The organism is Bariatricus sp. SGI.161, from assembly GCF_050313695.1.
In the GTDB taxonomy this organism is placed as follows: Bacteria; Bacillota; Clostridia; order Lachnospirales; family Lachnospiraceae; genus JAFBIX01.
The window spans coordinates 31,610-50,089 of record NZ_JBNPLX010000023.1; the positions used below are offsets into that span (position 1 = coordinate 31,610).

General features: G+C 42.0%; 20 protein-coding genes. 11 read left to right on the forward strand and 9 right to left on the reverse strand.

Annotated elements, in window-relative coordinates; translation table 11 throughout:
* The first annotated feature begins 1 nt into the window (after nt 1).
* Genes ACQRBH_RS13000 through ACQRBH_RS13020 form a run of 5 tightly spaced genes read left to right on the forward strand, consistent with a single transcriptional unit; the run spans nt 2 to nt 3,497 of the window.
* On the forward strand, nt 2–790 hold the full coding sequence (locus ACQRBH_RS13000; RefSeq protein ID WP_427762016.1) for a Cof-type HAD-IIB family hydrolase: 789 nt from the start codon (nt 2–4) through the stop codon (nt 788–790).
* Complete coding sequence (locus ACQRBH_RS13005; protein ID WP_427762018.1) at nt 777–1,265, forward strand: PTS sugar transporter subunit IIA; 489 nt, start codon at nt 777–779, stop codon at nt 1,263–1,265. Before ACQRBH_RS13000 ends, ACQRBH_RS13005 begins: the two co-directional genes overlap by 14 nt.
* A 15-nt stretch (nt 1,266–1,280) precedes the next feature.
* Entirely contained in the window at nt 1,281–1,538 is a 258-nt protein-coding gene (locus ACQRBH_RS13010; protein WP_427762020.1) for an HPr family phosphocarrier protein, read from the forward strand.
* 58 nt (nt 1,539–1,596) lie between these two features.
* Complete coding sequence (gene ptsP, locus ACQRBH_RS13015; RefSeq protein WP_427762022.1) at nt 1,597–3,228, forward strand: phosphoenolpyruvate--protein phosphotransferase; 1,632 nt, start codon at nt 1,597–1,599, stop codon at nt 3,226–3,228.
* A 29-nt stretch (nt 3,229–3,257) separates the two neighbouring features.
* On the forward strand, nt 3,258–3,497 hold the full coding sequence (locus tag ACQRBH_RS13020) for an HPr family phosphocarrier protein (protein ID WP_427762023.1): 240 nt from the start codon (nt 3,258–3,260) through the stop codon (nt 3,495–3,497).
* 150 nt (nt 3,498–3,647) lie between these two features.
* Here the strand turns inward: ACQRBH_RS13020 and mobQ are convergent, their stop codons facing one another.
* The 6 genes from mobQ to ACQRBH_RS13050 all read right to left on the reverse strand — a co-directional run bounded on the left by mobQ (nt 3,648) and on the right by ACQRBH_RS13050 (nt 8,961).
* Entirely contained in the window at nt 3,648–5,351 is a 1,704-nt protein-coding gene (gene mobQ / locus ACQRBH_RS13025; protein ID WP_427762025.1) for a MobQ family relaxase, read from the reverse strand.
* Between the two features lie 322 nt (nt 5,352–5,673).
* A complete protein-coding gene (locus tag ACQRBH_RS13030; protein WP_427743891.1) occupies nt 5,674–5,895 on the reverse strand; it encodes a DUF3847 domain-containing protein in 222 nt (73 codons plus the stop codon).
* Nucleotides 5,896–6,085: 190 nt separating this feature from the next.
* On the reverse strand, nt 6,086–6,919 hold the full coding sequence (locus ACQRBH_RS13035) for an ATP-binding protein (RefSeq protein ID WP_427743925.1): 834 nt from the start codon (nt 6,917–6,919) through the stop codon (nt 6,086–6,088).
* Complete coding sequence (locus ACQRBH_RS13040; RefSeq protein ID WP_373215966.1) at nt 6,916–7,632, reverse strand: replication initiator protein A; 717 nt, start codon at nt 7,630–7,632, stop codon at nt 6,916–6,918. Before ACQRBH_RS13040 ends, ACQRBH_RS13035 begins: the two co-directional genes overlap by 4 nt.
* A gap of 24 nt (nt 7,633–7,656) precedes the next feature.
* Entirely contained in the window at nt 7,657–8,040 is a 384-nt protein-coding gene (locus ACQRBH_RS13045; protein WP_427744243.1) for an adenylate cyclase, read from the reverse strand.
* 3 nt (nt 8,041–8,043) lie between these two features.
* Entirely contained in the window at nt 8,044–8,961 is a 918-nt protein-coding gene (locus ACQRBH_RS13050; protein ID WP_373215962.1) for a ParM/StbA family protein, read from the reverse strand.
* Between the two features lie 265 nt (nt 8,962–9,226).
* Between ACQRBH_RS13050 and ACQRBH_RS13055 the strand changes: the two genes are divergently transcribed.
* Nucleotides 9,227–9,751, forward strand: a complete 525-nt coding sequence (locus ACQRBH_RS13055; RefSeq protein ID WP_427744244.1) for an N-acetyltransferase family protein — start codon at nt 9,227–9,229, stop codon at nt 9,749–9,751.
* Nucleotides 9,752–9,841: 90 nt separating this feature from the next.
* Here the strand turns inward: ACQRBH_RS13055 and ACQRBH_RS13060 are convergent, their stop codons facing one another.
* The gene (locus tag ACQRBH_RS13060; RefSeq protein ID WP_427744246.1) at nt 9,842–10,744 is read right to left on the reverse strand and encodes an AraC family transcriptional regulator; all 903 of its coding nucleotides are present in this window, start codon (nt 10,742–10,744) and stop codon (nt 9,842–9,844) included.
* A 184-nt stretch (nt 10,745–10,928) separates the two neighbouring features.
* Between ACQRBH_RS13060 and ACQRBH_RS13065 the strand changes: the two genes are divergently transcribed.
* Nucleotides 10,929–11,135, forward strand: a complete 207-nt coding sequence (locus tag ACQRBH_RS13065) for a hypothetical protein (protein WP_373215960.1) — start codon at nt 10,929–10,931, stop codon at nt 11,133–11,135.
* A gap of 5 nt (nt 11,136–11,140) precedes the next feature.
* Nucleotides 11,141–12,319, forward strand: coding sequence for an MFS transporter (locus ACQRBH_RS13070; RefSeq protein WP_427744247.1), 1,179 nt, complete (start codon nt 11,141–11,143; stop codon nt 12,317–12,319).
* A 69-nt stretch (nt 12,320–12,388) separates the two neighbouring features.
* On the opposite strand, the gene ACQRBH_RS13075 is transcribed toward ACQRBH_RS13070, so the two are convergent.
* Nucleotides 12,389–14,641 (reverse strand): NB-ARC domain-containing protein, encoded by a 2,253-nt coding sequence (locus ACQRBH_RS13075; RefSeq protein WP_427762033.1) that lies wholly within the window; start codon nt 14,639–14,641, stop codon nt 12,389–12,391.
* Nucleotides 14,642–14,919: 278 nt separating this feature from the next.
* On the opposite strand from ACQRBH_RS13075, the gene ACQRBH_RS13080 reads away from it, so the two are divergent.
* Complete coding sequence (locus ACQRBH_RS13080) at nt 14,920–15,081, forward strand: hypothetical protein (RefSeq protein WP_427762027.1); 162 nt, start codon at nt 14,920–14,922, stop codon at nt 15,079–15,081.
* Between the two features lie 42 nt (nt 15,082–15,123).
* On the opposite strand, the gene cptIN is transcribed toward ACQRBH_RS13080, so the two are convergent.
* Nucleotides 15,124–15,612, reverse strand: a complete 489-nt coding sequence (gene cptIN, locus ACQRBH_RS13085; protein ID WP_427762029.1) for a type III toxin-antitoxin system CptIN family toxin — start codon at nt 15,610–15,612, stop codon at nt 15,124–15,126.
* Nucleotides 15,613–15,913: 301 nt separating this feature from the next.
* Between cptIN and ACQRBH_RS13090 the strand changes: the two genes are divergently transcribed.
* Together ACQRBH_RS13090 and ACQRBH_RS13095 are read left to right on the forward strand one after the other, a co-directional pair.
* Entirely contained in the window at nt 15,914–17,599 is a 1,686-nt protein-coding gene (locus ACQRBH_RS13090) for a recombinase family protein (protein ID WP_427762030.1), read from the forward strand.
* A gap of 161 nt (nt 17,600–17,760) precedes the next feature.
* Nucleotides 17,761–18,360 carry a TetR/AcrR family transcriptional regulator gene (locus tag ACQRBH_RS13095; RefSeq protein WP_427762031.1) on the forward strand — a complete coding sequence of 200 codons (600 nt, stop codon included), beginning with the start codon at nt 17,761–17,763 and terminating at the stop codon, nt 18,358–18,360.
* Nucleotides 18,361–18,480 lie beyond the last annotated feature (120 nt).

The following is an 18,480-nucleotide window of genomic DNA, read 5'->3' on the forward strand; positions in this document are numbered from 1 at the left end:
AATGGCAATTCGAATTTTAGCCAGTGACCTGGATGGAACGCTTCTGAATGAGGAGAGCAGGATATCTGCGGAAACAGAGGAAGCAGTGAAAAGGGCACAAAGAGCAGGAGTGCGCTTTGTGGCAGTTACAGGCAGGGCATGGAGTACGGCATATCCAATTTTTCGAGAAGCTGAGATTGAGGTCGATTATGTATTGCTTAACGGGGCTGAATTCAGGGCATCCTCTGGCGAAATAATATATCAGGAAGCCATAGAAAAGAATTTGGCAGAAAAAATAATGAATTACCTTTCAGACGCAGGAATAGATTTTGAAGTCAATACAGATAAAGGAGATTTTTCTACCAATACAAAGGTATGCCAGACGGCATTAGAAATTCGGAATTTTGCCCAACTCTGGAATCAGGAAGCCAGGATACTTAAAATTTTCTCGTTTTCTGACGAGAAGCTTTTAATTGATCAGGTAAAAAAACATTTTAAAGGATGGCAGGGAATTTCCGTTACTTCATCCGCTGTGTGGAATGCAGAAATTACAGCAGTGGATGCCGAGAAGGGAAAGATGCTGAAAAGAGCAGCAGAGTTTTATGGTGTTCCAAAAGATGAAGTAATGGTTTTCGGAGATGGGGAAAATGACGAAACTATGTTTAGAGAATTCTGTCATTCCCGTGCAGTAAAAAATGCAGTTCCGGTTATACGGAGACTGGCAGAGAAGGTTATAGCGAGCAACCAGAAAAATGGAGTAGCAAAAGAAATCAATCAAATTTTAGGAGGTTTACAGGATGGGATTTTTTAAGAGAAAAACAAAGGAAGAACCAGTAAAATCATTGAAGGCATTTGTGTCTGGAAAAGTAATTCCAATTACAGAGGTAAACGATCAGGTATTTTCATCAAAAGCGTTAGGAGAAGGCGTTGCAATACAGCCCACAGCACAGATTATTACCGCTCCCTGTGATGGGGTAATTTCTATGATTGCAGAGGATTCCAATCATGCAATTGGTATGACACTGGGCAATGGCGCAGAGCTTTTGCTGCATATCGGTCTTGATACGGTAAGTCTGAACGGAGAAGGCTTCCGGGTGTTCGTGAAGGAAAAGGATAAGGTGAAACAGGGAGACAGACTGATGGAATTCGATAAAGGGTTGATTGAAGCAAAGGGATTTGAGACAACCTGTATTCTTGTGGTAACCAATTCTGATGACTATCCGGAGACGGAATATTTAAGTGGTATGGAAGCAGTGCAGAATGAAACAGAGGTTTGCAGATTTTAATGGAGGGACAGGCAGATGAAAAAGTTTGAGTATATAGTTAAGGATGAATTAGGAATTCATGCAAGACCGGCAGGATTGCTGATAAAAGAGGCTAAAAAATATGAAAGTAAGATTATTCTTTCCAAAGAGGGAAAAAAGGCAGAGGCAACGAAACTGATTGCTGTTATGGGGATGGCTGTAAAATGCGGACAAACTGTAGAGGTTGAAGTCAGCGGAGCCGATGAAGATGCAGCATTTGAAGGAATAAAAGCATTTTTTGAGAAGAACTTATAAATAGAAGGCGGTACAGCCGGGCAGTGCGCCTGGCTGTACTGTCAAGGGAGGGAACAACATGATTCGGGTGAATGGAAAATCTGTATATAGAGGAATTGCAGTGGGGCCTATAGTTGTTTTGAAAAATGAGGACTGCCAGGTAAAACGGAAGAAAGTTGAAGATCCTGAAACGGAAATTGAGAGGATAAAAGTAGCTGTACATCAGGCGCAGGAGCAGCTTTCTTGTCTTTATGAGAAAGCGTTAAAGGAAGTGGGAGAGAGCAGTGCTGCCATTTTTGAAGTACATCAAATGTTGCTGGAGGATGAAGATTATCTGGATGCCATTTACAATATGATTCGTACAGAAGAGGTAAATGCAGAATATGCGGCTGCCGTAACAGGAGACAATTTTTCCGATATGTTTGCGGGCATGGATGATGATTATATGAAAGCCAGAGCAGCAGATATGAAAGATATTTCAACACGGTTAGTCAAGTGCCTGGCAGGACAGGAAAATGAGAAATTTGACTCTTCAGAGCCTGTCATTATTGTTGCAGATGACTTGACTCCCAGCGAGACAGTCCAGATGGACAAAGAAAAAATTCTTGCTTTTGTTACCGTGCATGGTTCTGTAAACTCCCATACGGCAATTCTGGCACGGATGATGAATATTCCGGCATTGATAGGCGTACAGGTAAATCTGAATGAAATCCATACGGGAATGCAGGCAGTCGTGGACGGATTTCAGGGAGAGGTTATCTTTGAACCTCTGGAGGAAATCTGTAACCATGCCAGACTGAAAATGCAGGAGGAGCAGGAAAAGCAGCAGCTTCTGCAGACATTGAAAGGGAAAGAAAACATCACTCTTGATGGAAGAAAAATGAATGTTTACGCTAATATCGGGAGTGTAGGAGACATCGGTTATGTGTTGGAAAATGATGCCGGAGGTATTGGTTTATTCCGCAGTGAATTTCTATATTTAGGGAAGTCTGATTTCCCTACAGAAGAAGAACAATTCCAGGCATATAAACAGGTCGCACAGACGATGGCAGGTAAGAAGGTTATCATCCGAACTCTGGATATTGGTGCGGATAAAAAAGTGGATTATTTTGAACTGGGAAAAGAAGAGAATCCAGCAATGGGTTACAGGGCAATACGGATTTGCCTGAAGCAGCCTGATATTTTCAAGACACAGATTCGTGCGCTGCTTCGGGCTGCGGTATATGGAAATATTTCGGTTATGTACCCTATGATTACTTCCACCGAAGAAGTGCTAAAGATTTTTGAAATTGTAAAAGAGGTTCAGAAGGAATTGGAAGTATCAGAGATACCATATAAACTGCCTGAGCAGGGAATTATGATCGAGACACCGGCAGCGGTTATGATCAGTGATGAACTTGCTGAGTTAGTGGATTTTTTCAGTATTGGAACGAATGACCTGACACAGTATACACTGGCAATTGACAGGCAGAATGAACGGCTGGATGATTTTTATAACCCACACCATAAAGCAATACTGAAGATGATACGAATGGTGGTTGATAATGCCCATAAATGTGGAAAATGGGCAGGGATATGCGGCGAATTAGGGGCAGATCTGGCACTGACAGAGGAATTTGTGCGGATGGGAGTGGACGAATTGTCGGTGGCTCCATCTATGATATTGAAAATAAGAAAAGTAATCAGAGAAATGAATGTTTCAGCAGATTGAAAAGGAATTCTAAGAAAGAGGAGATATTGATGAAAACAGTGAATATTGTTTTACACTCCATTGATCAAGTGAAAAATTTTGTAAATACTATGAGCAGAATTGAAGGAGAAGCGACACTTTTCAGTGGAAGATATGTTATTGATGCAAAATCAATCATGGGGATTTTCAGTCTGGATTTGACGAAACCTATGAAGTTGGAAATTGAGAACTGGAAAGACGAATACGAAGAGCTGATAAAAAAGTATATTGATAAATCAGAACAAGATTAAGAGATTGACAAGGAAGTAGCGATAAGAGGAAAAGACTGGCAAATTCGGTTTTTTTACGCTGCATTTACCAGTCTTTACCATATTTCATAGCGTCAGTTTCATGTGTATTTCGACTGTTTATCCCACTAGAATATCTTGCAAATAAAATGATTATCGTTCTACTTTTTTGATTTTATTTTTTAATTTCTTGAGTTCACTACGTTCTTGTTCTTGCTTCCAGGCTTTCTGCCGGGCACGTTCCCGGAAAACATAGGGATCTTCTCGTATACAGCCATCAATGTAATCAGAGGCATCGTTCAGTCTGTTGTACTCAAATTTCTTTCCATAAACGTCACGCAGTCTGGAAACAATCCGATCACGAACAATGTCCCGGAAAGAAACTCTGGCATCCAGTAATTCCTCTGATTTTTCGGAATCTACAGAAAGTTTCAGGTCTATGAATTTTTTGCGGTTTTTTCCAAGCTGTTCATTCAGTGACTGGCGTTGTGCAGCTAGTTTTTCCAGAAAGGTGGACTGTTGCTTTAGAGTGGATTCTGCATTTTTCATTTCTGTGTCATTGTGGCAGTAGATTTCTCCCATAAGGAAATTCTTTCTTGACTTGAGTTCTTCGATATCCTCTGTTAATGTGGTAATCTGCTGGTTTAGCTGATAATGCTGTAAGGGATTTAAGATGCTAAGTTTCTGCTTTTTAGTTTTCAATATTTTCCGTTCTTCCTGCTTTTTGTGGATCTCCTGCTTGGTGGCTTTGTATTTTTCTATCACGGGTTTTGTCATTTTTATCCAATCTTTAGCGGAAACAGTCTGCATTTCGTTATGGAGCATCTGATATTGGAAGATGATCATGGCACCACGGATATTTTCCAGTGCTTCGGCGATTGCAGGGATACTTTCTTTGATAGATTTTGTCAGCTTTGCGACCTGATTTTTCAATTCTCCAAGCAGACGGTTATCCGAACGGATTTGTCGATTCAGTTCGCATCGGTCAGAAATCATGCCTTTCTTTTCCATATCTCTTGCAATATAGCCTTCGTGGATTGTCGGCTGCTCAGTAATGCCCTGATCGGAAAAACTGCGATGGTCAATCCGTGTATCAATCTGACGGCATTCTAACTCTCGATTGACGGTATCTGCCCAGTTTGCTCTCCAGAGGCAGAGCTGTTTATCACTGTTCCATTGCTCGGAAATAGGATTTTGCCTGCCATATCGGGTACTTTTCGGATGCTTGTCAACACGTTCATAGCCTTTTTCCTGTGCTGCGGATGGAGTCAGATAGATTTTCTTTTTTCCTGACTTATAGCGGTATTGCTTTTCCCAGCCTTCTTTTTGTGCTTCTCTAAATTCAGAAGCAGTAAATCCCTTTTCTTCTCCGTCCTTTATGCAGAGGTATTCTTTTTCTGTTTTGTACTGCCAAGTACCGTCTTCGTTTAAAGGACGGACAGTCAGGAGAATGTGTGCATGGGGATTATGTCCATCGGTATCGTGGATGGCAAAATCAGCACACATCCCCATATCTACAAAGTTCTTTTGAATAAAATCCTGAAGCAGAGAGATATTGCTGCTGTTATCCAGTTCTATAGGGAGTGCAACAACGAATTCTCTTGCAAGTCGGCTGTCCTTTGTTTTCTCTGCCTCTTCTACGGCATTCCAAAGATGTTCCCTGTCTTTCCATTCAGCCGGAGCCATCGGCGGAAGCATCACCTCCTGATAGACCAGACCATGTTTCCGGGTATAGTCATGCTGGATTCCGTCATAATTATTGTACATCCGGCTGCAGCTCATATAGGCGGAAGCCGCAACCGCAGACCGCCCGGATCCACGGCTGATGACCTTGGCTTCCATGTGATAAATTGCCATAGACATGCTCCTTTCTGTGAGGGTGTATTATCTGAATTGGGTTTTTATGAATTACTTTGTTTTATCCAAAACTGAATAAAAGCTGCCGGGGGCAGGTTTTATCAGGCAGCCATATCCGGTAAAAAGTTTCTTTGCCGGAGTGTTTCGGAAAAGTCCGAAGCACATACAATCGGTGGGTATCCGATTGTTAATGGCTGCATAGCCGGTGTTGCCTGTAACAGCGGATAGCCCTCGGCAGAGCGCACGAGCCCCGTAGGGGATACCACCGCCCGATTTATCGGGTGGTGAGTAAGTGCGCCCTTCGGGAGTAAAATTTCTGAATCTACAGCCCTCGTAATCGAATCATCAGTTCCCGTTTCAGGAGATCCAAATCCATTTCCCGGATATGTGGAGCAACGCTTTCCAGAATTGCTCCTTCCTGGATCAATCGGTGTGTTCTGGTGTTACGTTCTTTCCTGCGGTTCCTTGCTTCGGCTTCCTCCTGCCGGTGTTTTGCCTGTAAAAGTGCTTTTTCTTCTGATGTCATTGTTTTTTTATCTGCCATATCTGGCACCTCCTTTTCTATGCCCGTATCCGGGCTTTTGGTCTTACAATTATTTGAATTGGTACTGTTTTGAATGGTCAGTGGCAGTGATACTTTTTCCCATGTCTGGAAAGGCAGATTGCAGTATCACCGCCTGAGAATAGTGGTAATAATGCGGTAACATTTCCTGAAATAATTAGTACCGGATTCATTACAGCAGTATTTTCTTCGCTTCCTGCAGATTGGCAGAGGCATTGTCCTGCCGGATGTTGCGGTTGTTGATCCGGATGGGGGCACACCGTTCCAGAATCCGGTCGTAAATTCTTCTATGTGCCACGTCAGGTGCATTATTCAGTTCCGTCAATGTGAGATTGGTTGTTACAATCAGCGGTTTTTTGCTGCGGTAACGGCTGTCGATTACATTGAATACCTGTTCAAGGGCATATTCAGAATTGCGTTCAATCCCAAGGTCATCAATGATCAGCAGGCTGTATCGGTTCAGACTGTCAATGAACTGGTTCCTGTCTTCAAAATGCATTCCAGTCAGGGTATTCAGAATCCGTGAGAAATTTGTCATCAGCACCGGAACGCCTTTTTCCAGAAGGGCATTGGCAATGCAGCCTGCAAAGAAGGATTTCCCAGTACCGACATTTCCCCAGAGGAGAAGACCGGAGGAATTGGCTTTCATATCTTCCCAGTTCTCCACATATTTGTGGGCGTATGCCATCTCCGGGTTGATGCCGTTATCTTTGTCAAATGTATAATCATAGAGTGCCTTATCCTGCAACCCGCTGGCTTTCATCCGTTCGATTTCTGCCTGTTTTTCCAGCAGTTTCCGTCTGTTTTCTTCCTGGTCATAGAGTTTCTGCTGGCATTTGCACCGGATGGGCGGCATGAATACCCTGCCCTGCAAGGTGTACCTGCTCTGCCGGGGCGTATGGCATTTGGCGCAGTAGATCAGGCGGTCGGATTCATGAAAATATTCATCCGGCTGCAATTCTCTGGTTGGGACCTGATTGGTCAGTTCTTCTGTAATCTTTCTCATAATGTTTCGTATTCCTCACTTTCGTAAATGCTTTGCCGGGAAGGGGGATTGTCCTGCCTTGCCCAGTTGATGATGGTGGCTGCATGGTTCTGGTAGTGCTTTCCGGTGGAAGCCATGTAGCCGGATAACCGTTCAATATATTCCTGCCAGTCTGAAATCGACTGTCTGACTTCTTCCAGTTCTTTTTCTGACAGAAATACATTTTGAAATTTTCCATAGGGAGAGCGTTTCTCCTGACTCTCTCTTTTTGATAAATCGTTCTTATCTCTCTCTTTCTTATTACCGGACAGTTTTCTGTCTGTCTCAGGGAAAGAATCCTGTCTGTCAGCAGGACAGTTTTCTGTCTGTCTTAGGGAAAGAATCCTGTCTGTCTGGCAGAAAGCCCCTGCCGGGAATTTCACATAGATCCGGTTGGGATGCCCGGCTCCCTGACGTTTTCGAAGGATCAGATCCTGCTTTTCCAGTGCTGCCAGGGATGTTTTGATGGTCATCTGGCTTTTGTGGAGAACCTCCGCCATTGCTTCAATGGTAAAGTAGAGGAACACATGACCGGATGTATCTGTCCAGCCTTCGTTTTTCAGGGAGAGCCTTGCACGGTCAAGCAGAATCATATAAAGCAGCTTGGTTGTTTCATTCAGCTCCATATCCAGGAGAAACCTGGGAAATACCATATAGGGCGGAAGGCTGGTATTTTCTGTCAGAAATTCCGTCATGTGTCCACCTCTTTTACGTCCCGGTTATTCTCCGAGAAAATCCCAGTCTACATCTGTCTCTGGCTCCGGTTCTTCATGAGACGGTAAGGATGCCCTGCTTTGGGGCTCCCTTTGTGCCATCCCTGCTGTCAGACCGGAAAGAAAAAGGGGAAGCGTTTGTTTCAGGCTCTTTTCCACGGCTTTTATAATCTGACCGACAAAACGTTCTTCCCGTTCCCTTGTTTCCAGATAGGGGTCTTCCTGTGTGCGGTAATAACGGTCAAAATAATCGACCAGTGCAAGGGCGATCGCATGGCTGTAGGATCTGAATTCCTGCTTGTCCATGGCCTGCAGATATTCCCATGCTTTCCGCTGCAGGTCTTTCTCCAGATTGAAGCGCAGATTTGTGTTTCGGATGTTGTTTGCCATGGCTTATTCCCTCCTTTTCAGGCTCATCAGGGCCAGATATTCATATCCCTTGGCAGTGGCACAGATATCATCAAGGATCGTGACACGGGATTCGTCATACGTTCCGAAATTACGGGTCAGGCATCCGCCACCACCGACTACGTACAGCCGCATCAGGTCGGCATTGTATTCATATTTGCGGAGCGTAGAAAAGATATCAGCCACATACTGTCTGGCAACAGCTGTAATACAGTCCAGATATGGGGTGGAGATATTCGCTGCTTTGAACCGCAGAACCTGTTCTACTGTAGCTTCTTCGATTTTTACACCGAACCGGTCAAGGATGGCATTCTTTGCGGCAATCATGCACTGGTTAACCCCGAATTTCTCTGTCCAGCAACGGCTTTCCTGTGCTTTTTTATTGTTGATATACAAAATGTTCATGGTTCCGTTCCCGATATCTGCAAGGAGATTGGTTCCTTTCAAGTCGCCCAGACGGTTCACGATAGCCGGGTATCCTTGTGGATAAAGGCTGCATCCAACAAAACGGATGCGGTAATCCTTATTGTTGAAGCGGTAGCTGACTTCTGAATTCTGAAGCAGATAGGAACGGAATTCTTCCCGCTGGTTTCGGATCCATGTCAGGGGAAGCCCGGCAGCCAGATGGACATCTGGTTCCTGGATAGAAAAGACGTTCAGTTCCCTTGCCACTGCCATCAGTGTCAGGAGATAATAGTCTCCATCCATCGCTTTGTCCGGGATAAATTCCTTGTGTCCTTCGCCAATTCGGTAATAGGTGCCGTTATATTCCAGAATGTTCTCGGTAAAGATTGGCTCCGTTTCATAGGCAGTGATGCCGGTAGGTGTGACTGTGTTGGTAGTTTTAATGTTGCCGTAGCCATGATCCACGGCAATGATTTTGGTGTTTCTGATTTCTCTCATAAAAAATCCCTCCATTTTTGTATTGATTTCCCTCGCAGTTCGTACCTTCGTGGTACTGGTCTGCTGTGGGATAAGCATACAAAAGTTGGAGAGATAAGGCATTGAGAGGAAATTGAGTTTGAATTGATTTATAATGATAGCATTTGTTGTGGATAATGAACGTTTGTCTGTATTTGAAGGGCTATACATATCTGTTCAGAAAGAAAATTTTATGATATACTTTGTCTGAAAATTTAAGTAACAGAAAGAGAGTTCAAGACATAACATGATTGAGATAAGAAGAGCAGGATGCGGAGAAGAACATACGATTTTAGAATTTTATTATCAATTGATTGATCATATGCAGGATACAGAGTATCCTCTCAGATGGAAAAAGGGTGTATATCCTGTATTGTCGGATATTGCTGATGCTTTGAATATGGGGGCATTATATGTAGCAGAGGAGGATGGTAACATAGCAGGAGCGTTTATTGTGAACCACATCCAGGGAGAGGGATATCAGTTAGTAGACTGGAATATAAAGGGCAGTGACACAGAGATTGCAGTGATTCATCTTCTGGCGACCGCTCCGGAATGCCAGGGAAAAGGAATCGGAAGAAAAATGTTGGAGAAAGCAGTGGAAATCTGCAGAAGTGAAAATGTTAGTTCCATTCGTCTGGATACACTCCCATGGAATCTGCCCGGAAAGAGACTGTATGAAAGTTTTGGATTTCAGTATAAAGGAGATATCAAACTGGACTATCCGTCTACCGGAAAAATATCTTTTAGTATGTATGAATTTGATTTGTAATAATATTATGAGAAAGATGAATCATATCAAAAAGGCGTCTCCATAAAACCGTGGAGGTGCCTTTTCTTTCGGGAAATATGGTAAACGGGTTTACAGAAAGTGTTTCTGTTTCCGGTATTCTGTTGGGGTTAACTTGTAGTGTTTTTTGAATAATCTGCAGAAATAGTCAACGTTATGAAATCCTGTCTCAGAAGAAATGAGACTGACTTTTTTCTCGGTTTTTGAAAGCAACTGACCGGCCTGTTTTAAACGGTAATTAATGAGATAGTTAACCGGCGTTATATGTAAATATTTCCGAAACAGATTCAAAGCTGTACTCTTACTGACCATTGCCTGTTCTGCAATGTCATCCGATGAGATACTCCGTGAGTAATTCAGGTGGATAAATTGCATCATGAGCTGTAAACGGGCTTGAGAAGCAGTGGAATACTTCTTGTGTTCTTCCGGGTATGAAATGTCTGTGTTTTCAAATATTTCCAGCCAGAGATTCTGAAGGAGAGAACTGGTAAGGAGTTCTTTGGTTGAAACGGAATCCTGTGCAGAAATAATTTGCCGCATGATAGATAAAACCTTTGCCTGCCAGCATATTTCTTTATGAAATATGAGAAATGGCAGTGGGGAAGAAATAATCGGAAGAATATATTTCTGATAAATCAGGCTGTCGCGAGGGGCAATAAAAGAAGGCATAAATACGAAATTGGGAATGAGGGCTTTTGATGGAGAATAAAAGCGATGGAGTACCTTTGTATTAATGAAGATCCCATTTCCTTCGGTTAAATCAAATCGGTCTTCTCCAATCCAGAAAGTAACGGTTCCGGATTCAATAAAAATAAATTCCAATTCTGTATGCCAGTGCCATTCGATACAGTTGAAATCAAAAACGGACAGATCTTCATAATAAAACTGGAAAGGATAGCGATTGCTTCCGTGCTGAACTGCCTCCATTAAATCTTCATCTGTAATGATTTTCGTATAGGTTGTATTTATATTCATAGAAATGTCCTTCTTTGAAACATACTTTACGATATTATACAATAAATATCAGAAATAATTCAATGAAAATAACAGAATTATATTATATAATTCAATAAAAAATGAGGTGAAAGGACATGATGTTCAAATGGTTACATGAAAGTAAAATAAGGATGGTGATTCCTGATATTTTATGAGAACAATTGTGAAGATAGAGAATTCCGTATCCGGAAAGAGTCTTTCTATGTATGTAGACAGTACGAGTAAAGTAAATGAATTAATGCTCGAGCTGATAGAGGCAGGATTTACCGTTGACTATGAGCCTCGTTATATATCGGGAAATTATGAAGGATGCTTTCTGTGTGAGGATGGAAATGTGATTAAAATATGTTGTAGAAAACAAAAGGAGTGATGACCATGCCAAATTATCAGAAAACAAAAAGAGCCTGTTATATGGGATTTATTACACAGGCAATTGCAGCTAATTTTGCCCCATTGTTATTTTTAAAATTTCATAATGATTATCAGATTACACTTGGAAAAATCGCATTGATTTCTACCTGCTTTTTCCTTACGCAGTTGTTGGTAGACTTGTTTTGTGCAAAGTTTGTGGACAAAATAGGGTATCGTATCTGTATTGTTGCTTCTGAGGTATGTTCCGCAGCAGGATTGGTTGGTCTGGCTTTTCTGCCGGAGCTTTTGCCGGAACCGTTTGTTGGAATTATCCTGAGTGTGATTGTATATGCAGTCGGAAGTGGTCTGATTGAAGTGCTTTGCAGCCCGATCGTAGAGGCGTGTCCATTTGATAGCAAAGAGGCAACGATGAGTCTGCTTCACTCTTTTTATTGTTGGGGAGCAGTGGGAACGATTGTGATCTCCACACTGTTTTTTGCAGTGTTTGGCATGGACAGCTGGAAATGGCTGGCTGTATTATGGGCACTTGTTCCGGCCATAAATATCTATAATTTTGCAACCTGCCCGATTGAGCATTTGGTAGATGAGGGGCAGGGAATGGGAATAAAGGAACTGTTTCGCAAACCTCTTTTCTGGCTTTCCATATGCTTAATGATCTGCTCCGGTGCATCAGAACTGGCTATGGCACAATGGGCATCTGCTTATGCGGAGGCTGCTCTGGGACTGTCAAAGACAATTGGCGATCTGGCCGGTCCCTGCATGTTTGCTGTTACAATGGGAATCAGTCGTGTGATTTTCGGAAAATATGGTGATAAAATGGATCTGATGAAATTTATGACCGGATCCGGAATTTTATGTGTGATATGCTACCTGCTGGCTTCTGTTTCGTCGAATCCGATAACAGGTTTGACTGGATGTATTATCTGTGGTTTTTCTGTTGGGATTATGTGGCCCGGCACAATCAGTATTTCATCAGAAAGATTTCCGGCAGGTGGAACGGCTATGTTTGCTTTGCTTGCTATGGCGGGGGACCTGGGTGGAAGCATAGGTCCGGGGATTGTTGGACGTGTTACACAAAGTGCTGGAGACAATATTCGTGCAGGTATGGGAGTTGGACTTTTGTTTCCGGTTACTTTATTAATCATGCTTTTTATTTTTGCAAGGCAAAAGAATCATAAATGAAATCTTTTTCCCAAAAGTGGAAAAAAGGCTGAGAATAGTCAACGGCGGATAATGATGTCCGACGTAAATTTATTTCTGTTTATTTATTGAAGCCAAGATACCTTTGGCCAGTGCGATACTAATCTGTGGGTACAATTCCTGAATTTCCTGATATTTTTCTTCAATCAATTCCGGCTCATCTGCCCAGACATCCTCATAGATTTTCATAGCCTTTTTGAAATGGGTTTTAGCCTGTGAGATATTTGCTGTAATCAGGCAGATATTTCCCATGGCTTCCTGCACCTGTGCATAATCCAGACAGTGATCTGAATTATAGTGTTTGATAATCTGTGCCAGTTTCTGGAGAGCTGACATTGCCCGCTCCGGTTCCTGCATTTCTGTCAATAAGGCGGCGTAATTGTTGATCTGCGGGATACTGTCATTGGTATAAAGCAGATTATACTGTTCCAGTAGCAAGATACCCTTTTCCATGTGTTCTTTTGCACGTTCTGTCTGACCGTTCATGCGGTAAAGACCACCAAGATTGGCATACAGGTTGGAAACAAGGTGGGCATTAGTTTCTGTGATTTCTTTGATCTGCGCAAGTGCTTCTTTTTCCAGTTTGATGGCTTTTTCTGGTTTTGTTTCCACTGTTGCCTGGTAATCCAGCAATAGTGCCCGGTCAGAAGCGGTGCCATAAGTATTTCCTTTTAAAAGTTGCTTTAATTCTCGGAGTATCTCTCTCATACCCTTTTGGTAGTGGTATTTCTCCATATATGGGAAGACATCCTCTAAAAACAGAAGGTATTTGGACATATCATCTTTTTTAATCAGGTGAATGACATTTTCCACTGTCTGGAACAATTTTTTGTAATAGCTGACCTCCATGCCATGCATCAAGCATATTTTTTGAAGGGAATCCAGTAAAGTGTGACAACTCGTGATGGAAGGTCTGGTTTCAGAAAGGGCAATTTCCTGAATCATTGGATGCAGGGAAATGGTATGCCGGGTGTTTGCCTGTACAAAACCTGTCTCAATCAGGTCATTGATGTCATTTAAAGTAGTCAGTCCAAGCCAGTCAGCAAAGATGCGGGCGGAAATACCGGCAGGAGGAAGAAAACACAGATCACGCATGATATCCTGTTGTTCCTGTGAAATGGAATAAAGGGAGAACAGGGTGTGAATATGGTTATAGTAAGTTGCCTTGTTGTTCTGTCCGTCTTTGATAGCACTGATTTTGTCTTCATTTTCAAGGGATGCCTTTTCCTCCCGGAGTTTTTCCAGTAATTGCTCAGGAGGCAAAATCCCATTTTCCAGAAGTTTTGCCGCCAGTTCTACCGCAAAGGTATGGCGGTGAACAGTTTCTATGATCTCTTCTACAAGTGTTCGGTGTTCTTCTGCTTCCGAATAAAATGCAGATGCCAGCTGAAACAAACAGGAGGGTTCCCGTATTTCTTTTAGCTGCAGAATGCAGTGTCCATCAAATTTACTCCTTGTTGTAAAAAGAATCCGGCAGCGGTATTTCAACACTACTGATAGAAAACTGTCCTGTGTAACAGTCACATTGAAATTATCTATGATGAGCAGGGTATCATCTTTCAGAGAGCGAAGAAAACGGTTGTGTTTTCGGAATCGTTCTTCTTCGTTGTCTTCCGGCAGATCGTCAGTGAAATCCATATCTGTAACTGACTGATGCAAATCGCCAGAATATTCAACATAAAGGATGTTTGTATAATATTTTTTGTATTGCTTTGCATATGCTTTCGCCAGTTCACTTTTTCCAATCCCGGCAATCCCATAGAGAAATACTTTGCTGTTTTCTTCCAGCATTGTGTGTAATTCTCCCAGTTCTTCTTCCCTTCCTACAAAATGTCGGCATGGTCTGGGTACCTCACTGTCCATGATATAATCCAGGACAACCGGGGAGAGGGCACCACCTGCAATCAGTTTCTGGTTTCTGGTATCCCTTTTAACAAATTGACGCTCCATACCAAAGGAGATCAGCTTTGCCAGAAACAGGAGCCGTGAATCCGCAGGTTTGTATAGTAATGCCAGTTTGTTCTTTTTCGCTTCGGATACGGTGGGATCCTGCATAAACAGGGTGTAAACATCCTGTAGTGCCTTGTTGCAGTCGGTCATCAGTGGCAGAAGATTTTGATGTATTGTTTCAGCCAGTTTTTCCAGCTTACTTGGTTTCGCATAGTAAGAAGAAATTTTGGGACTGATCTTCGCCTGCCCTGTCATCCAGCGGCAGACCAATCCGTTGTCCAGAGAAAACTCTTTACTTTCCGGGCTGTCCATAAAATCCTCAAATACTTCATATAAAAATTCAGGCTGGCTCATCTGGTTACTTTCGCTGATATGATTTTTTAAACATGTCATTATAGAGCTAAAATCGCATCGATCCAATCGCAATCCCACCTTTTCGTATCATTTCTTCTTTTATCTGGTACTATATTTCTTTTATCATAGCACAAACGTATGTTCTGCACAATGGTATTTCAATATTGTGAACAAAAGTAACAGGGAAATAGTCAATCTGCTCTCAATTTCTGTTCAATGAGAATCTAAAAACTTTCCTGTAGAATGACCACAGAATAAAAACAGGGAAGGAGAAGCTTGTGAAACAGAATGTTGAATTTGAACGGTGCATTGATTTTCTTGTGCGGATGTTAGATAAATATGGTGAAGAGCTGCTCCGGGAACTGGAGGAAGATAAGAAAAACAATGGGCAGGAGAAAAAAGAAGAAAATGAAAAGGAAAAAGAAGCGGCAGCTTCCTGAGATGGAAATCGCAGGACTGCCGTTTCTTTTATGAGAAGAGCATTATTCTGTGTCCTGAGCCTGCATTTCTGACAGCATTATTTGTTCCAGGCGGTTAATGTCCGGAAATACCACTTTTTTCCCTCTGGCATGGAGCTGGCGGAGGCGTTTCATATTTGTGCTGACTTCTTTATGGATAGAGTGTTTTACTGGCACGGGATTATTGTTGCGAGTATGTATGTGATCAAGATAGCAATCTCTGACAGGAAACATATTCTGGAGAAGGAATGCTGCTTCTTTTCCATCAAATTCGCCGAGAACGATAGTCAGGCAGCGTCCATATTTTTGTTCTTGTTTATCATGGATTACTTTATATTTTTGAACCCTTGAACTTAACGGAACCATCCAGAGCAAAGAAGTCTTTTCATCCCGCAGGCAATAAAATGTCGGACGGTATGTACCGTTTTCTTTGTTTTGCATCAGGTTACCGTCTTGTACTTTTTCAAAATATTCATCTTTTATGTGGTAAACATATCCTTCTTGATAAATCATTTCATCACCTATAAAAATCAGCCCTGCCATGCGGCAGGGCCGAGAATTTTCGAGCCGGACATTTGTTAGACGCTTCCGGTAAGCGAACCATATTTTCGAGCCGTTTATTTATAAGCCGCCAGCGGTGAGCGGACAATATTTTCGATAACAGGTATTCCTGTCTCTATCATTATTATATGTTTGGGATGAAAATATGTCAATGGGAATTAAAAATTTTGAAAAACAGGTATTGAATAGAGTTGGAACAGATGTTAAAATCTAGTTGGGACAATAAAAGGGCGTAATAAATGAGGTAAATGCCATGAAGAATAAAAAAATTAGATGTTATGTATATATCCGTGTATCCACCACCATGCAGGTGGATGGTTACAGCTTGGATGCTCAGAGAGATAAACTGAGAAAATATGCTGAGTATCAGAACATGGAGATTGTACAGGAATTTGCAGATGAAGGGAAATCCGGTAAAAGCGTAGAAGGCAGACCGGAATTTCAGCGTATGTTGGACAATATTGAAGATGGTAAGGACGATGTACAGTTTGTGCTTGTATTTAAGCTTTCCCGTTTTGGACGTAATGCGGCAGATGTTTTGAATTCATTGCAGCGGATGCAGGATTTTGGAGTAAATCTGATCTGTGTAGAGGATGGCATTGACAGTTCCAAAGACAGTGGAAAGTTGATGATTTCTGTTTTGTCAGCGGTGGCAGAAATTGAACGTGAAAACATTCTGGTGCAGACTATGGAAGGACGGAAGCAGAAAGCCAGAGAAGGAAAATGGAACGGTGGCTTTGCTCCCTATGGTTACAAACTGGTAAACGGAGAACTTCAGATTGCAGAGGACGAAGCAGAGGTAATTCGACTGATTTTTGATAAATTTATCCATACCAATATGGGAATGAGTGCGATTGCGTCATGGCTGAACCAACATGGATATAAAAAGAAAAAGAGACAGAATAATACGCTGGATGCTTTTGCAACTTCATTTATCAAAGGTGTTCTGGATAATCCGATCTATTGTGGTAAACTGGCATTTGGTCGCAGAAAGAACGAAAAGGTTCCCGGAACAAGAAATGAATATCGGATTGTGAAGCAGGAAGAATATATGCTGAACGATGGTATTCATGAAGGAATCATTTCCGAAGAGGATTGGGAACTGGCACATCAGAAACGTCAGAAAACAGGAATATCCTATGAAAAGACACACAGTCTGGAACATGAACATATCTTATCCGGCATTTTAAAATGCCCTCTGTGTGGCAGTGGAATGTATGGGAATGTCAATCGAAAAAAGAGAAAAGACGGTACGGCATATAAGGACTATTTTTATTATGCCTGCAAGCATCGAAGGCTGGTGGATGGGCATAATTGCAGTTACCGCAAACAGTGGAGCGAAGATAAGGTGAACGATGCGGTAGAAGAAGTAATCCGGAAGCTGGTGCAAAATCCTAAATTTGAAGAAGCCATTTTGAATAAAATTGGTGCAAGGATTGACACATCGGAAGTGGAAAAGGAAATTGAAGAATTAGAAAAACAGCACCGACAGCTGACAGGCGCAAAGAACCGGCTTGGACAGCAGATGGACAGCCTGGATATTACAGATCGTTTTTATGAGAAAAAATATCAGGATATGGAGACAAGACTGTATCGTCTCTATGATGAAATCGAAGGAGTGGAGAACAGCATCAGTGAGGTCAAGAACCGTCTGCTGAATATCAAACAGAAGAAAATATCAGAAGATAACGTCTACCAATTCTTGCTGTATTTTGATAAACTATATGACAAGTTCACTGATCTGGAGAAAAAAGAATTTTTAAACAGCTTTGTAGAACAGGTAGACATTTATGAGCAGGAGCAGTCGGATGGCAGATTCCTGAAGCACATTAAGTTCCGTTTTCCGGTGTATTTTAATGGTGCGGAAACAGAAGAACTTAGTTGGGACAATGAAAGTACCGTTGAGACGGTGTGTCTCCTATCTAAGAGATCAGTTTAAATGCTGGTCTCTTTTCTTATTATATAGGCGGCCTTGAAGTAACAGATTTGTTGTTATTAAAGCAGTAAAACATTGCTTTTTTTTTCAATGATGTTATAATAAGATCAAACGATCGGATTATAAATCGGGTTTTAATACATAAGAAATGAGGAGGGATTTCCTTGCGAACACGTAACGAGGAACAATTTCAGGCGAAGAAGATTGAACTTATGGAAAAGTGTTTTGAGTGTTACGCTGAAAATGGACTTTCCGATGTCGGTATTCGTGGACTTGCGAAAGCCTGTAATGTGAATTCATCTGTTTTATATACATACTTTACGGATCTGGATGATCTGATCATACAATCCACAGCCCACTGTATGGCGAAAGTAGAAGATGATTTTATGGCGAAAGCTCCTACGGATCCAGAAGATGTAATGCGCTTCATTGACGAGATTCCTTACTGGACGGCCAAGAAGCACGGTAAAAAATATCGATTGATGTATCAGGTGTATACGAATCCCAAATATATTGAACACGGTAAATTATTCTTTGAGGGTGTCAGCAAGCGCTATACCGAATATGCAAAACAGCTTGAACCGAAACTTGGTATACCCTATGACATCATAACACCGCTCATATTTATTCTTGTTCGTGCCAGTGTTCACTATGCATTGTTCGAGGATGAGTATTATCTGAAATCGCAAATGATGGTGCTGAAACAGAGTGTGGCTTTGTTTGCGGAAAAATACAGGAGAATGAGAAGCGATAAGGATGAATAAAGAACAGGATACTATTGTGGGAGTAAAAAAGAAGAAGTGGTATCAGGAGAGAAGTAAGCAACTGATCGCTGCCTTACTGGTCGTAGCGCTTATCGGGACAGATGTTGTGATTCGGTATGT

Coding starts and splice junctions, on each gene's coding strand:
- ACQRBH_RS13040 (WP_373215966.1), bottom strand. CDS start 7,632: ATGACGGAATTTCTGACAGAAAATACCAGCCTTCCGCCCTATATGGTA.
- ACQRBH_RS13075 (WP_427762033.1), bottom strand. CDS start 14,641: ATGAGCCAGCCTGAATTTTTATATGAAGTATTTGAGGATTTTATGGAC.
- ACQRBH_RS13050 (WP_373215962.1), bottom strand. CDS start 8,961: ATGAGAGAAATCAGAAACACCAAAATCATTGCCGTGGATCATGGCTAC.
- ACQRBH_RS13010 (WP_427762020.1), top strand. CDS start 1,281: ATGAAAAAGTTTGAGTATATAGTTAAGGATGAATTAGGAATTCATGCA.
- ACQRBH_RS13020 (WP_427762023.1), top strand. CDS start 3,258: ATGAAAACAGTGAATATTGTTTTACACTCCATTGATCAAGTGAAAAAT.
- ACQRBH_RS13000 (WP_427762016.1), top strand. CDS start 2: ATGGCAATTCGAATTTTAGCCAGTGACCTGGATGGAACGCTTCTGAAT.
- cptIN (WP_427762029.1), bottom strand. CDS start 15,612: ATGATTTATCAAGAAGGATATGTTTACCACATAAAAGATGAATATTTT.
- mobQ (WP_427762025.1), bottom strand. CDS start 5,351: ATGGCAATTTATCACATGGAAGCCAAGGTCATCAGCCGTGGATCCGGG.
- ACQRBH_RS13035 (WP_427743925.1), bottom strand. CDS start 6,919: ATGAGAAAGATTACAGAAGAACTGACCAATCAGGTCCCAACCAGAGAA.
- ACQRBH_RS13090 (WP_427762030.1), top strand. CDS start 15,914: ATGAAGAATAAAAAAATTAGATGTTATGTATATATCCGTGTATCCACC.
- ACQRBH_RS13005 (WP_427762018.1), top strand. CDS start 777: ATGGGATTTTTTAAGAGAAAAACAAAGGAAGAACCAGTAAAATCATTG.
- ACQRBH_RS13070 (WP_427744247.1), top strand. CDS start 11,141: ATGCCAAATTATCAGAAAACAAAAAGAGCCTGTTATATGGGATTTATT.
- ptsP (WP_427762022.1), top strand. CDS start 1,597: ATGATTCGGGTGAATGGAAAATCTGTATATAGAGGAATTGCAGTGGGG.
- ACQRBH_RS13030 (WP_427743891.1), bottom strand. CDS start 5,895: ATGGCAGATAAAAAAACAATGACATCAGAAGAAAAAGCACTTTTACAG.
- ACQRBH_RS13045 (WP_427744243.1), bottom strand. CDS start 8,040: ATGGCAAACAACATCCGAAACACAAATCTGCGCTTCAATCTGGAGAAA.
- ACQRBH_RS13055 (WP_427744244.1), top strand. CDS start 9,227: ATGATTGAGATAAGAAGAGCAGGATGCGGAGAAGAACATACGATTTTA.
- ACQRBH_RS13060 (WP_427744246.1), bottom strand. CDS start 10,744: ATGAATATAAATACAACCTATACGAAAATCATTACAGATGAAGATTTA.